Raw genomic sequence first — 14093 nt, 5'->3', positions numbered from 1 at the left:
GACGGTAAGGAGGCCTCGTGAATGCACCGCGGTCGGGGTCGCAGGCGGTCGAGCGGGCGATCGCGGTCCTCGCGTGCTTCGAGGGCGGCTCCACCGACCTGACGGTCAGCGCGCTCGCCGCCCGCACCGGATTGGCCGTCAGCACCGCGTACCGCATCGTGCAGGCGCTCGTCCGCGGCGGATTGCTCGAACGCGACGAGCACACCGACTGCTATCGGGTGGGGCCGAGCCTGATCTCCCTCGCCGTGCCGTCGCTGGGGCGGCACGAAGCCGAAGCGTTCGCCCCGCATCTGTATTCGCTCGCCGCGCGGGTGAAACTGACCGCCTCGCTCTCCGTCGCCAAGGACGATGTCGCGGTCACCGTCTTCTCCGCACGCCCACCCGAGCGGTTCTGCACGCATCAGCTGCCCGGGGTGCGTCAGCCACTGCAGACCAGCGCGATGGGCATGGCGATCCTGGCGTTCGGCACGGCGTCCGCCCGGCGAGGCAGTTCGGTGCCGGCGTCCTCGGACCTCGAACGGGTCCGGCGGCAGGGGTACGCCGCAGCCTTCTCCGCCGAGAACCGGGACGTGCTCGCCGTCGCGGTTCCCGTTCTCGACGCAGGCGGACGGCCCCGCGGCGCGCTCGGGGTCCAGGCGCTCCGTCGGCGACTCACCGACGATCTCGTGCGGGAGATCGTGCCGCCGATGCGGGGCGTCGCGGCGCGGATCGGTGCGGGCGCCGGACCCGCATTTCCCGCGTTCCGGTAGGGAAAAACTCAGGGTGAACCTTTTTCGCATTGTGAAAAAAGCGTTGTAGCAACGTGGTTCGGGATTCGATGATGATCGCGACGTATCGATTCAGCCCGAAACCCAGGAGTACCCATGACCGTCACCACCGCAGCGCCCACCGACTCCGATCGGTCCGCCGACACCGCGCTCGAGGTCCGTCCCGTCGCCGGGCACATCGGCGCCGAGATCTCCGGTATCGACCTCCGGAAAGAGCTGGCCGACAACGAGATAACACAGGTTCGCGACGCCCTGCATCGCTACAAGGTGCTGTTCTTCCGCGACCAGGAGATCGGGCACGCCGAACAGATCGCGTTCTCCCGCAAGTTCGGTGACGTGACGCCATCGCACCCGTACGACGACGAAGCACCCGAAGGCTTCCCGCAGATCCTCGCCGTCGACAGCCGCAAGTACGAGAAGCGGTTCGGGCGCAAGAAGTACAGTTACGACAACAAGTGGCACACCGACGTCACCGCGCTGATCAACCCGCCTGCCGGTACGATCCTGCGCGCGCACCTCGTCCCGGAGCAGGGTGGCGACACCCAGTGGACCAACCTCGTCGCCGCCTACGAGGGTCTTCCGGACTCACTGAAGGGCCTCGTCGACGGCCTCCGCGCCGAGCACCGGTTCGGCGGCAGGCACCCGCAGTGGGCCGAGGACAGCAGCTACGCGCAGAAGACGCGGGAGAACCCGCTGGTCACTGAACACCCGGTGGTCCGGGTTCACCCGGTGACGGGGGAGCGTGCCCTGTTCGTGACGCCCGGGTTCACCGCGCGGATCGTCGGGGTGTCGCCGTCGCAGAGCGACCGCTTGCTGGACCTGCTGTTCGCCGAGGTGACGAATCCGGCCTACACGGTGCGCTTCCGCTGGGCGCCGGGCAGCCTCGCGTTCTGGGACAACCGCGCCACCGCCCACCTCGCGCCCACCGACCTCGACCACCTCGACGTCACCCGGGTCCTGTACCGCACCACCCTCGAGGGCGACGTTCCCGTCGGGCCCGACGGCAAGGAATCCACGTCCATCGCCGGTGCGGCGTTCCGCGGCGAGAAGTAGGCGGCTTCGCCGCCCGTGCGCGGTTAGCGAGTCTCTGGACTCGTCAGCCGCGCACAGAACCAAGGAGACGAAAATGACAGTTATCGACGACCGTCCCGGTGTCGCCACCGCGCTCCGGATCGCTCCCATCGCCGGCTATATCGGCGCCGAGGTCGGCGGTGTGGATCTCGCGGGTGACCTGGACGAGGCCGCCGCCGCACGACTGCGGCAGGCGTTGCTCGACCACAAGGTGCTGTTCTTCCGCGACCAGCCCCTCGACCACGCGGCGCAGATCCGGTTCTCCCGGCACTTCGGGAAGGTGACACCCGCCCATCCCTACGACTACAACGCCCCTGAGGGCTACCCGGAAATCCTGGAGGTGGACAGCCGCAAGTACGCGGCCCGCGGCGGTGCCCGCAAGTACAGCTACGCGAACTTCTGGCACACCGACGTCTCGGCGCTGGTGAACCCGCCGGCGATCACGTTCCTGCGGTCGGAACTGGTGCCGGACGTCGGGGGCGACACCACCTGGACCAATCTCGCGGCGGCGTACGCGAATCTGCCGGAGTCGTTGAAGTCGTTCGTGGACGGCCTGCGCGCCGAACACCGGTTCGGGGGACGGCAGAAGCGCTGGGAGGCGGGCAGTGACGCCGAACAGAACGTCACCACGAAACCGATCGTGACGGAGCATCCGGTGGTCCGCGTGCATCCGGAGACCGGTGAGCGCGGGCTGTTCGTCACTCCCGGCTTCACGAGCCGCATCCTCGGCGTCTCCCCGGCGCAGAGCGACCGGATCCTCGACCTGCTGTTCGAGGAGGTCACGAACCCCGCGTACACGGTTCGAGTTCGCTGGCAGAACAACAGCATCGGGGTATGGGACAACCGCATCACCGCGCACCTCGCGCCGGCGGATCTCGATCATCTCGACGTCGTGCGGGTGCTGTACCGCACCACCGTCGAAGGTGATGTTCCGGTTGGCGTCGACGGTCAGCCGTCGCGGTCGGTGGCCGGCAGCGCGTTCCACGGCTCCGACTGAGCCAGGGGGACGACGACATGAGCGCTGAGTCGCCGATCGGGTTGCGCCGTAACAGATCGTTCGCCGCCGCGGCGCTGGTCACGGCCGTGGCGCTGGTGGTCGCGGCATGTGGTGGGTCGTCCTCGGGCGGCGGGACGACGGCGGACGGCAAGACGGTGCTGCGGTACGAGGGTAGCCCGGCCAGTGTCACCTTCCCCGAGCTCGCGGAGGATCTCGGGTTCTTCGAGAAGGTGCACCTGGAGTGGCTGGGGGACACGACGAGTGGGCCGCAGAGCATCCAGTCCGCGGCCACCGGGGAGACCGACTTCGGGGCGGCCTTCAACGGCGCCATCGCCAAACTCGTCGACGCCGGGGCACCGCTGACCGGGGTCGTGTCGGTATACGGATCGGACGGCGACACCGAGGCCGACAGCTTCAACGGCTACTACGTCCTCGACGGCAGCCCCATCCGGACGGCCCGCGATCTGATCGGGAAGAAGGTGGGAATCAACACCCTCGGCGCCTACCACGAGTGCGTCATCAAGGAATGGCTGTTTCGCGCCGGCCTGACCAACGACGAGATCAACCAGGTCGAGCTGACCGTGGTGCCGCCGAACAACACGGAACAGGCACTGCGGGCGGGGCAGATCGACGTGGGGAATCTCGGGGGGATCGTCAAGGACGCCGCGCTCAGCCGGGGCGGGTTGACGCCGCTGTTCACGGATGTCGATCTCACCGGCCCGCTGGGGATCGGGGCGGTGGTGTTCCGGAACGACTTCATCGCGAAGAACGAGGACGCCGTCCGCGACTTCGTGCAGGGCGTCGCGCGCGCCGTGCGGTGGACGCAGACGGTGCCGAAGGAGGAGGTGGTCGATCGTTTCGTGAAGATCGTCGAGGGCCGTGGGCGGAACGAGTCGACGGAGTTCGTCCGGCAGTGGAAGAGTGCCGGCGTGCCCGCGGCCGGGGGAGTGATCGATCCCGGGGAGTTCCAGATCTGGATCGACCAGGGCGTGCGGTTGGGGGTGCTGAAACCGGGCGGAACGTAGGCGGCTCCGCCGCCCGTGAGTGGTGAGCGAGTCCCTGCACTCGCCGACCACTCACGGGCGGTGGAGTGCCCGGCGGACGGCGTCGGCGAAGGAGGTGGGGTCGTGGATCAGCCAGCCGTGGTTGCCTGTCACGGTAATGACGCGAGGATTGCGTAGCGCCTTTCTCATCGACTCGAAGCTGGCGAGGGGAATTGTCCGGTCCCCGCGACCCCACAGTAGGGACACCGGTAGGCCCCGGTCGGCGAGGACGCCGAGTTCGTGGCGCAGATCCGCCCGTCTGGCCAGGTGTGCCGTTCGCCAGACCGCACCCGGATCCCGTAACGCGTTGGGCAGAAAACCGTTGACGAGCGACGCCGTCGTGTGCGCGATGGTCCGGATCGACAGCGCCTCACCCAGGGCCGAGGCGCCCCAGTCCCACAGTGGTCGCTCGTCGATGGGCCGGGTGTGCCAGCCGTCGGACGACCAGGCGCCGCCGCCGACGGAGTTGACCAGGACCAGGCGCGCGACCCGCTCCGGAAGGTCGTGGGCAGCCTGGATGGCGACGCCGCCGCCGAACGAGTGGCCGACCAGGGTGACCGGTTCACTGATTCCCGCGTCGTCGAGGAACCGTCCGAGCCAGGCCGCGTAACCGGCGAAGGTGCGGTCCTCGGGCGCATGATCGGGGGTGCCGCCGAAGCCGGGGAGCGTCGGCGTGACGACGCGATGCCCCTGGTGAGCGAGCATCGCGAGGCTGCGGTCGTACACCCGCGGGGTGAGTCCCCATCCGTGCAGGAAGACGACGGGCGAGCCTGCACCCACGACGGTGAGGGTCGTGGCGTCCGCAGCTGCGGGTTCCCCGAAGATCTCGGGTTCTGAGTTCTGGGTCAGTGACACGCACACAGCGTGGACGACGGGGATGCCGTCGGTAACGGGCCGATCTACCCGAACGCATACCTGTTTCTGGTGTTTCGTGCCGGACCGGTCGGTTCGATATCGAATCGTTATCTACCTGTATTGCAAAAACAGGTATACGTATGGGCCGTTCGGCCGTTGTCCGCTGAGTTCGTGACCGGGATGTTATCTAACGTCTCGTCCGAACGGCACGGAAGTCGCCGGACTCAAAAAATTGAAGGACTCAGCTCAATGGCCAAGCATAGATTGCGTCGGGGCAATCGTCTGCAGTTTTCGACCGGCGGTCTTCTGATCGCCGCCGGTATGGGAGTGGGAGCGTTCCTGCTTCCCGTCGCTCCCGCTGCAGCGGAGCCGATCACCATCCCAGGAATTGGGACATTCGAGGTACCGGGTGTACCGCCAGTGCCTCCGGTTCCATCCGCTCCGGCTCCGAACCCCGGGCCACTGCCGGGACCGGTCCCGGCCCCGCCGGCGATGCCGGCCACCCACGGTGCTCAGGCTCTCGCCGCCGCCGAGTCGAAGATCGGCTCGCCGTACGTCTGGGGCGCCACCGGGCCGAACTCCTTCGATTGCTCGGGCCTCGTGCAGTGGGCGTACAAGCAGGTGGGCATCTCGGTGCCCCGTACCACGTACGACCAGTTGAACGGGGGATCGCCCGTCGACAAGGGCAGCCTGCAACCGGGTGACCTGGTCTTGTTCAACGGGGCGGAGCATGTCGGGCTCTACGCCGGGAACGGCACGGTCGTCCACGCGCCCACCGCCGGGCAGCCCGTCAAGCAGTCGCCGCTCGATTCGATGCCGTTCTACGCGGCGCGCCGCTACTAGGCGGCTCCGCCGCCCGTGCGTGGTTAACGAGTCTCTGCACTCGCAAACCACGCACGGGGCGCGAAGCGCCCTACGAGTTGCGGATCAGATCCGACGCCCGCTCACCGATGAGGACCGACGGTGCGTGGGTGTGCCCGCGGATGATGGCGGGCATGATCGACGCGTCCGCGACGCGCAGTTTGTCGACCCCACGAACCCGCAGGTCGGGTGTGACGACACTCGCGTCGTCGTTGCCCATGCGGCACGTCCCGACCGGGTGGTAGAGCGTGTGCGCGTTCTCCTGCAGTGCCCGCTCGAGGATCTCGTCGATCGGGGTGCTCGGCTCCACGGCCGGGCGAATCAGATTGCCGAGCCGCGACTTCAGCGCGGGTGCGGACGCGAGGGCGTCGCACAGGCGCAGTCCTTCGAGCATCGCCCGTCGGTCGACTCCGCCGCTGTCGCTGAGATAGCGGGGATCGATGATCGGCTTGGCGAGGGGATTCGCCGACTTCAGCGAGATCTCGCCGCGACTCTCGGGTTTGACGAGGATGGCGCCGATCACCGCGGCGTGCCCGGTCGCCGGGATGAGGCCCTCGTCGAAGAACGGTGCCGGCCCGAAGATCATCTCGAGATCGGGCAGTGCCAGATCGTCCCGGCTGCGCGTGAAGCCGTACGCCTCGCCCACATTCGACGTGAGCATGCCGCGGCGACGGGTCAGGTAGTTGAGCAGTTCCGGGATCTTCTCCGCGGCGAACAGCGAGTCCGAGTCGACTCGGTAACCGAGGAACGACACCAGGTGGTCGAGCAGGTTCTTCCCGACCTCCGGCAGGTGCTGCTGCACCGCGACGCCGTGCGCCCGCAACTGCGCCTCGTCGCCGATGCCCGACAGCATGAGGAGTTGCGGGGAGTTGATCGCCCCGCCGGCGAGGATCACTTCCTTCGCGGCGCGGACGGTGCGCCGCACCCCGTCCTTCTCGTACTCGACGCCGACGGCGGCGGAGCCCTCGAACAGCACCCGGGTGGCCTGGGCGCCGGTGAGGACGGTCAGGTTCTTCCGCTTCAGTGCCGGCCGCAGGTAGGCGTCGGCCGTGCTCCACCGCGCGCCCCGTTTCTGCGTGACCATGGTCTGTGAGAAACCCTCGGGCCGAGTGGTGTTCGCCCGTTCGACGGGGTACCCGGTCTCCTCGGCTGCCGCGAGGAACGACGAGGTGAGGGCGCGGGGGCTCCGCTGGTGCGAGACGACGATCGGCCCGCCGACGCCGCTGTCGGCGTCCGACGCGCCCTGCACGTTCTCGATGCGGCGGAAGTATTTGACCACTTCTTTGAACGACCACGTGTCGTCGGAGAGTTCGGCCCACTCGTCGTAGTCGGCGGCGAATCCGCGCACCCACATCATCGCGTTCATCGACGACGAGCCGCCGAGCATCTTGCCCCGCGGCCAGTAGATCGTGCGCCCGCCGAGCCCGGGTTGCGGCTCCGTGAGGTAGTCCCAATCCAGTTCACTGCGAAACAGTTTCGAGAAGGCGGCGGGGATGTGCGCGAACTTGTCCTTGTCCTCGGAGCCGGCCTCGAGGACCACGACCTCGCTGCCGGAGTCGGCGCTGAGCCGGTCGGCGAGCACGGCACCTGCCGAACCCGACCCCACGATCACGTAGTCGGCCACAGACAGTTCCTGATTCATCGTTCATCTCCACTTCGACGGGGGTGACGGGACGAGGACTCGCAGCCCTCACCCACGGAGCGCGGACGCGAAGATCGCCGGCAGCCGGGTCCATGAGGGTGCACCGGCAAATCCTGTCAGCAATCGGCCAGTCGTGGCGGCGGTTCGGTTGGTGACGAACCACGGGGGTTTGGGCGAGATGGACATCTCGCGGTTCAGGATGGACCGCGGCGACGGCCGGAACGGGCCGCGGACGACGGTTCGTTCCGGCCGGTCGATGAGGAGCGCGTTGTGCACCACGCCGATGCCGCTCTGCACGTCGTTCAGGGTGTGGCCGGGGAACGCTCCCCAGGTGGCGGTGGCGGTCAGGTAGCCGACGCCGGTCCACGCGTTGACGGCGATGGTCCCGTAGCGGAGGCTCTCGAGCAGCGAGTCGAACTCCGCACCCATCTCGTGGATGGTCTGCGGCGCCGCGACGATGTTGATCCCGAGTGTTCCGACGAAGTCCGCGTTGACGAGGTCGGCGGCGTGGGCCGCGAACTCGGCGCCGCCGTGGGGAAGGTCGATCACGCCGAGCACCGGCGCGAAGTACTCGGTCTGCAGGAGCGGGGCGTAGGCGCCGGGCTCGAGATCGGTGACCAGGACGCGTCCGCCGTTCTCGCCGAGCCGGGCCGCGGTGGGGAACGACGCGACGGCGCCGGCGACCCGGGCGTCGCTGCCGGGGTAGTACGCGGTGCGTTCCGGTGCCTTGTCGAGCGCCTCCTTCAGGGCGGACACGAACTCGTCGCGCTGCTTCCACTCGGACGACACGACCACCGCCTGCGCCGCGACGCAGTTGTAGCCGCCGTTGTGCAGTCGTTGCGTCGCAATGTGTTCGGCCTGGAACTTGATGTCGGCGCGGCTCCATTCGCCGGGCAGCACGATGGTGGGGGACACGCCGCCGAGTTCGCTGGAGATGGCCTTGCCGAGGAGGGGTTCGTTCGCCGCCTTGCGCCGCGCACCTTCCTCGCCGGTGCCGAACACGATCGCGTCGTGCGTGAGCGCGCTGCCCGTCATGTGCACGTGGTCGACCAGGTCGTGGTGCACCAGGTACGTTCCGACGTCCGCGCCGCCGGTCAGCAACCGGACCGCGCCGATCGAGATGAGCGGTTCGAGGACCCGCGTCAGCACGGGCAGCAGGCGGTCGGTGACGGGGTTGAGCTTGAGGGCGACGACGCGGTTGTGCGCGATCAGTTCGTACAGGGTGTCGAGTGGGGCGATCGAGGTGATGTTGCCGGCGCCCAGGACCACGCCGACGCCCTGCGTCCGCGACGGGTCGCGCTGGGCGAGGCCGGCGTCACGCTGTGCCGTCGCACGATCGATTCCCGGCTGCAGCCACACGTCCGCGCTGAATCCGCTGAGCAGCAACTTGTCGAAGATGTTCAGGGGCAACGCCTTGACCGTGGTGCGGCCGCCCGGCGCGGTGCCGAACGTGGCGCCGTCCAGTGGGCTGGTGCCGGCGTCGAGCTTCGCCAGGCTCGCGGACAGTGCCGCGGTGCCGGTGGCCAGCGGGTACGGTCCGGACATCCATTCCTCGCCGACCAGCGGCGACTTCGGGTCCAGGCCCTTGATCGCGACCGCGGCGTCCACCCAGTCGGCGGCATGCTGCACGGTGAGGTCGTGCACCTTGTCGAGGAGTGTTCTGCGGTCGGTGAGGGAGAGGTCGGCCCAGGTCTTCTCGCCCTCGGCGAGGTCGGCGAGGGCCGCGTCGACCTCCGGGTGCGGCGAGGTGGTGTTGGAGGTGACCTCGGGTTCTGAAGTGCTCACGGTGGACAGCTCCGCTCGGGTCGAGTGCATGATGGACCGCGCCACAAACTGTGGCGTAGAACACCGATTCTCGTCCCCGCTGCGGGCGCCGCGCCATAGGCAGCGGCTGTGAATGTAGCCCACCGGGGCTATGCCGTCGCACAAAGGGGGATGGCGCCGACTTCATCCGGTGGATAGTCTTGCCGGATGACTGTCAGCCCGGATGTCGCGCCTTCGCCCACCGACCTTCTGGGCTCGATGCTGGAGTCGGTGGACCAGTTGTCCGAGGAACTCGTCTCGCGCATCCTGTCGGCCGAGCACGGCTACGTGGAGGCGACACTCCTCACCCCGGAGCAGTTGTACGCGGCGTGCGTCGACAACCTCACGGCGATGCTGGGCAACCTCGCGGGCAGTGCGCCGATCCGGCTGGAGGCGGCGCGTGCGGCCGGACAGTTGAAGGCCGAACAGGGGGTGCCGCTCGCGGCGCTGCTCCACGCGTTCCGGCTTGGTGGTCGCCTGATCTGGGACGAACTGATGAACCGCTCGGAGGGCCGCGCCACCAACGCGCTGCTCGACATGGCCGCCCAGGTGTGGGCGCTGGTGGACGTCTACTCGGACAGCGCCGCGGAGGCCTACCGGGAGACCGCCGACCTGCGCGCCCGCGAGGACGCCGAGTCGCGGGGCCGGCTGATCCGCACCCTCTTCGGTGACCATGCCGCCAACCCGGCCGGCGCAGCCGACGCGCTCCGCACGTTCCGGATTCCGGAGAACAGCACGTTCCTCGTCGTGTCCGCCGAGGCGGCGGCGTCCCCGTCCGCAGCGGACGTCGTCCAGTCGGACCTTCGCGGTGCGGGGGTCGACTCGGTGTGGGACTCGGAGGTCGACGGCCGGGTCGGGCTGCTGTGGGCCGCTTCCGCCGAGGTCCTCGATTCGGCGCTGGACGTCCTCGGCCGCACCGGTCACGGACGGATCGGCGTCAGCTCGGCGTTCGGACGTCCGGGTGGGACGAGCCGGGCCGTGGAGCAGGCGCGGATCGCCCGCCGCTGCGCGGGGCACGGCGGGTGCACCATCACCCGCTACGAGTCGGTGCCGGTGTCGCTGCTGCTGGTCAGTGTTCCCGACGCCGGGAAGCTCGCGTCGAACCAGATACTCGGACCGGTGCTGGCCCTGCCCGCGGAGGAACAGGAAAGCCTGCTCGCCACTCTCGACGCCTGGTTCTCCTGCCGCGGCTCCACGACGGCGGCGGCCACCCAGTTGCACTACCACCGCAACACCGTCCTGTACCGGCTGCGCCGAATTCACACCCTCACCGGACGCGATTTCTCCGACCCCATCGACGCCGCCGAACTGTACGTCGGTCTGCGGGCGCACCAGCTGCTCGGTTCGTGACCGGGGCGGTGGCGAGGCACTGATGCGCGGCGCAGGGAACGACTTCGCCCCCACCGACCGCGTCGTCGGCTCGATCGTCGACATGGCCGGGGTCTCCCGGGCGAAGATGCTGCCCATCGCGAGGCTGTCCACGTTCGTCGACGCCGGTGCGGGCGCCGCGCCGAGCTGGAGTGTGTTCTGCGTCGACGACCACCTCGCGTTCACGCCGTCCTTCTCCGTGGTGGGCGACCTTCGGCTGCGGATCGACGCCGACGACGTGAGAAATCTGGGCGACGGCACGTACTGGGCGCCGGCGTGCCTCACCGAGCAGGACGGAACGCCGTCGCTCGCCTGCACCCGGGAAGCGTTGCGGCGGGTGACGGCGCGGCTGGAGGAATCCGGGCTGAGCGCGCGGACCGGCCACGAGATCGAGTTCACGCTGTTCGACGCGGCGACGGCCGACGAATGGTCCGCGTACGGACTGAACGCCGTTCTCGCGAACGATGAATTCTTCGCACGACTGCTCGCCGCGGCAGCGACGGCCGGGCTGCCGATCGAACAGGTCCACGCCGAGGCCGGGCTCAACCAGTTCGAGGTGTCGCTCGCCCCCGCCGACCCCGTCACGGCGGCCGACGACGTGGTGCTGGCCCGCGCACTGATCAGCCGGACCGCGCGCGCCCAGGGCCTGCGAGCGTCGTTCTCGCCCATGCCCGTCGCGGGCGGTGCGGGAAACGGCGCCCACCAGCACGTGTCCTTCGCCAAGGACGATCGGCCGATCCTGTCCGGAGGTCCGGGCCCGCACGGGCTGACGGCCGCCGGTGGCGCCGCGATCGCCGGGATCCTGCGGGCGCTACCCGAGTTCACGGCGGTTCTCGCCGGGTCGGCGCTGTCGCATCTGCGGTTGCGCCCGGGGATGTGGTCGGGGGTGTCGCGCTGCTGGGGGCTGGAGAACCGCGAGGCCGCGGTCCGCCTGTGCACGGACACCACCGGGAACCCGCACGGCGCGAACCTCGAGATCAAACCCGTCGACCCCTCCGCGAACCCGTACCTGAGCGGCGCCGCCATTCTCGGCGCCGCCCACGACGGGATCGCCGGTGCGTTTCCACTACCGGACGAGGTGTCGGTCGACCCGGCGAACCTGGCAGGCGCGCACGCCGTCGACCTCCTCCCGACCCTGCCGTCCGACGTGCTCGGGGCATTCGAGTCCTCGGCACTCGCGCGGGACTTGTTCGGTCCGCTCATCGTGGAAGCGCTGGCGGCGGTCAAGCGCTACGAGCACGCCGAGTACCGGGACAAGCCGGTCGACGAGGTCGCGCAACGCTTCCGGTACTCGTGGACGTCCTAGGTCGAGCGCTACAGCGCCTTGAGTTCTTCGGTGACTTCGGCGACCGACTTCTTGGCATCACCGAAGAGCATCGACGTGCCCTCGGCGAAGAAGAGCGGGTTCTCGATACCGGCGAACCCGGAGTTCATCGAACGCTTGAGCACGACAACGGACTTCGACTGGTCGACGTTGAGGATCGGCATCCCGTGAATAGGTGAACTCGGATCGTTGCGTGCCGCTGGGTTGGTGACGTCGTTCGCGCCGATCACGAGGGTGACATCGGTGCGAGCGAACTCGTCGTTGATGTCGTCCATTTCCTTCATCGCGTCGTAGGAGACATCCGCCTCGGCGAGAAGAACATTCATGTGACCGGGCATCCGCCCGGCGACGGGGTGAATGGCGTATTTGACCTCGATGCCTCTCGTTTCGAGCAACTTCGCCATGTCCTTGACGGCGTGCTGGGCCTGCGCGACAGCCAATCCGTATCCGGGTACGACGATGACCTGGTTGGCGTAGGCCATCTGGATTGCGGCGTCAGCGGCCGAGGTCGCCTTGGCCGTGCGCACGACGCCGTCCGATGCTGCCACATCACCGCCGCCGCCCCCGAATCCACCGGCGACGATGGCGGGGATGGACCGGTTCATGGCCTTGGCCATGAGGTTGGTCAGGATGGTGCCCGAAGCGCCGACGATCATGCCTGCGACGATCATCGCCTGGTTGTCCAGTGCCAAACCTGATGCAGCGGCGAACAACCCGGTCAGCGCATTGACCAGAGAGATGACGACGGGCATGTCGGCGCCGCCGATGGGCAGGACGACCATCAGGCCGAGGATGCCCGACAGCACCAGAACCCCCACGATCCACAGGGAGCCGGTCGGGCCTTCCGGTGACATCGCCCTTATGCCGATGACCACCGAGAACACGACTGCGGTGATGAGCAGCAGAGCATTGAGCGGCTGCTGGAGCCTTCCGATTCCGATCGGACGACCGGGCAGGGTCTCCTGCAGTTTCAGGAACGCGATCACACTGCCCCAGAAAGAGATCGAGCCGATCACCGCGGCGAAGAGTGAGGCGACGACGATGTGGACCGTCGGCGATTCGCCGTGCTGAAATGCGGTGAACCCGTCCGAGTCCAGGAATTCCGCGTACGCGATCAACGCGACCGTGCCGCCGCCGACACCGTTGAACAGTGCGACCAACTGCGGCATCGCCGTCATCTTCGTGCGCAGCGCCGGCGGAACACCCAAACAGACACCGATCACGAGGCCGGAGGCAATCAGGATCCAGTTCCCCATCTGCGCATCGCGAATGGAGATCAGCGTCGCGACGACAGCGACGACCATGCCGACCGCGGCGATCTGGTTACCGCGCACCGCGGTCTTCGGGCCCGTCAGGCCCATGAGACCGTAGATGGACATCGCGAACGCGACGATGTACAAACCATTGACCAGGTATTCCATTACCGGTCACCATCCTTCGGCACAGACGCGGCGGCCGGCTTGGCCTTGAACATCGCCAGCATGCGGTCGGTGACCACGAAGCCACCGACGACGTTCACGGTTCCGAAGACGAGCGCGACGAACAAGATGATCTGCAACCCGAGCGACGGATCGTGCACCTTGCCCAGGACGACCAACGCACCCAGCACGACGATGCCGTGGATGGCGTTCGTACCCGACATCAGCGGAGTGTGCAGGGTGTTCGGAACCTTGGAGATCACAGCGAAACCGACGAACCCGGACAGCACCAGGATCGCGATGTTCGCCAGAAGCGATGTGTACATCAGGCGCCCTTCTCTTCGCGGGTGACGCACGCGCCGGCCAGAACCTCATCGGAGAAGTCCGGAGCCAGGACGGCGACCTTCCCCGTTCCTTCGCCGGCACCGCCGTCGAGGAGCATCAGTTCGATCAGCGCGGAAATGTTCTTCGCGCACAACTCGGACCCGTGCTCGGGCATGGACGCCGGCAGATTCAGCGGCGAGCAGATGGTCACGCCGTGTTTGACGACGGTCTGGCCCGGTTCGGTGAGCTCGCAGTTGCCACCGGTTTCACCCGCGAGGTCGACGACGACACTGCCGGGCGTCATTCCTTCGACGGCGGCAGCAGTCACCAGACGCGGGGCGGGACGACCCGGCACCAGGGCCGTGGTGATCACGACGTCGAAGCCTTTGATTGCATCTTCGAGAGCCCGTTGCTGCTTCGCGCGCTCGACGCCCTTGCCGATCAGAGCGGACACAGTTTTCGGCACCAGAGCCACCCGGCGCTCACCGTCACTCGATTCTCGAGGGACACCGACCAGGCACCTTTGACTACTGCCGCTCGACACTTCATTCGATTTCACCGGATTAATCAGAGGAAGCCTGGCCCTTTCGGGCCGGGAGGAAGCTGATTCTGTACTGCGC

At 68.1% G+C, this 14093-nt stretch carries 13 protein-coding genes; 7 read left to right on the top strand and 6 right to left on the bottom strand.

Annotation, left to right across the window (positions count from 1 at the left end; genetic code table 11):
* Positions 1-17 precede the first annotated feature (17 nt).
* From P3H15_RS03595 to P3H15_RS03580, 4 genes are all read left to right on the top strand, one after another.
* Positions 18-749 carry an IclR family transcriptional regulator gene (locus tag P3H15_RS03595; RefSeq protein WP_276135981.1) on the top strand — a complete coding sequence of 244 codons (732 nt, stop codon included), beginning with the start codon at positions 18-20 and terminating at the stop codon, positions 747-749.
* 114 nt (positions 750-863) lie between these two features.
* Positions 864-1820, top strand: a complete 957-nt coding sequence (locus tag P3H15_RS03590; protein ID WP_276135980.1) for a TauD/TfdA family dioxygenase — start codon at positions 864-866, stop codon at positions 1818-1820.
* A gap of 73 nt (positions 1821-1893) precedes the next feature.
* A complete protein-coding gene (locus P3H15_RS03585; RefSeq protein ID WP_276135979.1) occupies positions 1894-2835 on the top strand; it encodes a TauD/TfdA family dioxygenase in 942 nt (313 codons plus the stop codon).
* 17 nt (positions 2836-2852) lie between these two features.
* Positions 2853-3860, top strand: a complete 1008-nt coding sequence (locus P3H15_RS03580) for an ABC transporter substrate-binding protein (RefSeq protein WP_276135978.1) — start codon at positions 2853-2855, stop codon at positions 3858-3860.
* Positions 3861-3911: 51 nt separating this feature from the next.
* Here P3H15_RS03580 and P3H15_RS03575 read toward each other — a convergent pair whose 3' ends face one another.
* Positions 3912-4739 carry an alpha/beta hydrolase gene (locus tag P3H15_RS03575; protein WP_346348745.1) on the bottom strand — a complete coding sequence of 276 codons (828 nt, stop codon included), beginning with the start codon at positions 4737-4739 and terminating at the stop codon, positions 3912-3914.
* Between the two features lie 243 nt (positions 4740-4982).
* Between P3H15_RS03575 and P3H15_RS03570 the strand changes: the two genes are divergently transcribed.
* Positions 4983-5576, top strand: a complete 594-nt coding sequence (locus P3H15_RS03570) for a C40 family peptidase (protein ID WP_276135976.1) — start codon at positions 4983-4985, stop codon at positions 5574-5576.
* 70 nt (positions 5577-5646) lie between these two features.
* Here the strand turns inward: P3H15_RS03570 and P3H15_RS03565 are convergent, their stop codons facing one another.
* Together P3H15_RS03565 and P3H15_RS03560 are read right to left on the bottom strand one after the other, a co-directional pair.
* Positions 5647-7236 (bottom strand): GMC family oxidoreductase, encoded by a 1590-nt coding sequence (locus P3H15_RS03565; RefSeq protein ID WP_276135975.1) that lies wholly within the window; start codon positions 7234-7236, stop codon positions 5647-5649.
* Between the two features lie 48 nt (positions 7237-7284).
* Positions 7285-9021, bottom strand: coding sequence for an aldehyde dehydrogenase family protein (locus tag P3H15_RS03560; protein ID WP_276135974.1), 1737 nt, complete (start codon positions 9019-9021; stop codon positions 7285-7287).
* Positions 9022-9207: 186 nt separating this feature from the next.
* On the opposite strand from P3H15_RS03560, the gene P3H15_RS03555 reads away from it, so the two are divergent.
* Positions 9208-10389, top strand: coding sequence for a CdaR family transcriptional regulator (locus tag P3H15_RS03555; protein ID WP_276135973.1), 1182 nt, complete (start codon positions 9208-9210; stop codon positions 10387-10389).
* A 22-nt stretch (positions 10390-10411) separates the two neighbouring features.
* Entirely contained in the window at positions 10412-11713 is a 1302-nt protein-coding gene (locus tag P3H15_RS03550) for a glutamine synthetase family protein (protein WP_276135972.1), read from the top strand.
* An 8-nt stretch (positions 11714-11721) separates the two neighbouring features.
* Here the strand turns inward: P3H15_RS03550 and P3H15_RS03545 are convergent, their stop codons facing one another.
* From P3H15_RS03545 to P3H15_RS03535, 3 genes are read right to left on the bottom strand one after another with little or no spacing between them, the layout of a single operon-like run.
* Entirely contained in the window at positions 11722-13152 is a 1431-nt protein-coding gene (locus P3H15_RS03545) for an NAD(P)(+) transhydrogenase (Re/Si-specific) subunit beta (RefSeq protein WP_276135971.1), read from the bottom strand.
* On the bottom strand, positions 13152-13475 hold the full coding sequence (locus tag P3H15_RS03540) for an NAD(P) transhydrogenase subunit alpha (RefSeq protein WP_276135970.1): 324 nt from the start codon (positions 13473-13475) through the stop codon (positions 13152-13154). Before P3H15_RS03540 ends, P3H15_RS03545 begins: the two co-directional genes overlap by 1 nt.
* Positions 13475-14017 (bottom strand): hypothetical protein, encoded by a 543-nt coding sequence (locus P3H15_RS03535; protein ID WP_276136194.1) that lies wholly within the window; start codon positions 14015-14017, stop codon positions 13475-13477. Before P3H15_RS03535 ends, P3H15_RS03540 begins: the two co-directional genes overlap by 1 nt.
* Between the last annotated feature and the right edge of the window lie 76 nt (positions 14018-14093).

Origin of the sequence: Rhodococcus sp. T2V, assembly GCF_029269925.1 — a bacterium.
In the GTDB taxonomy this organism is placed as follows: Bacteria; Actinomycetota; Actinomycetes; order Mycobacteriales; family Mycobacteriaceae; genus Rhodococcus_F; species Rhodococcus_F koreensis.
The sequence above is the reverse complement of the archived record's forward strand: the minus strand, read 5'-3'. Positions and strand labels throughout refer to the sequence as shown.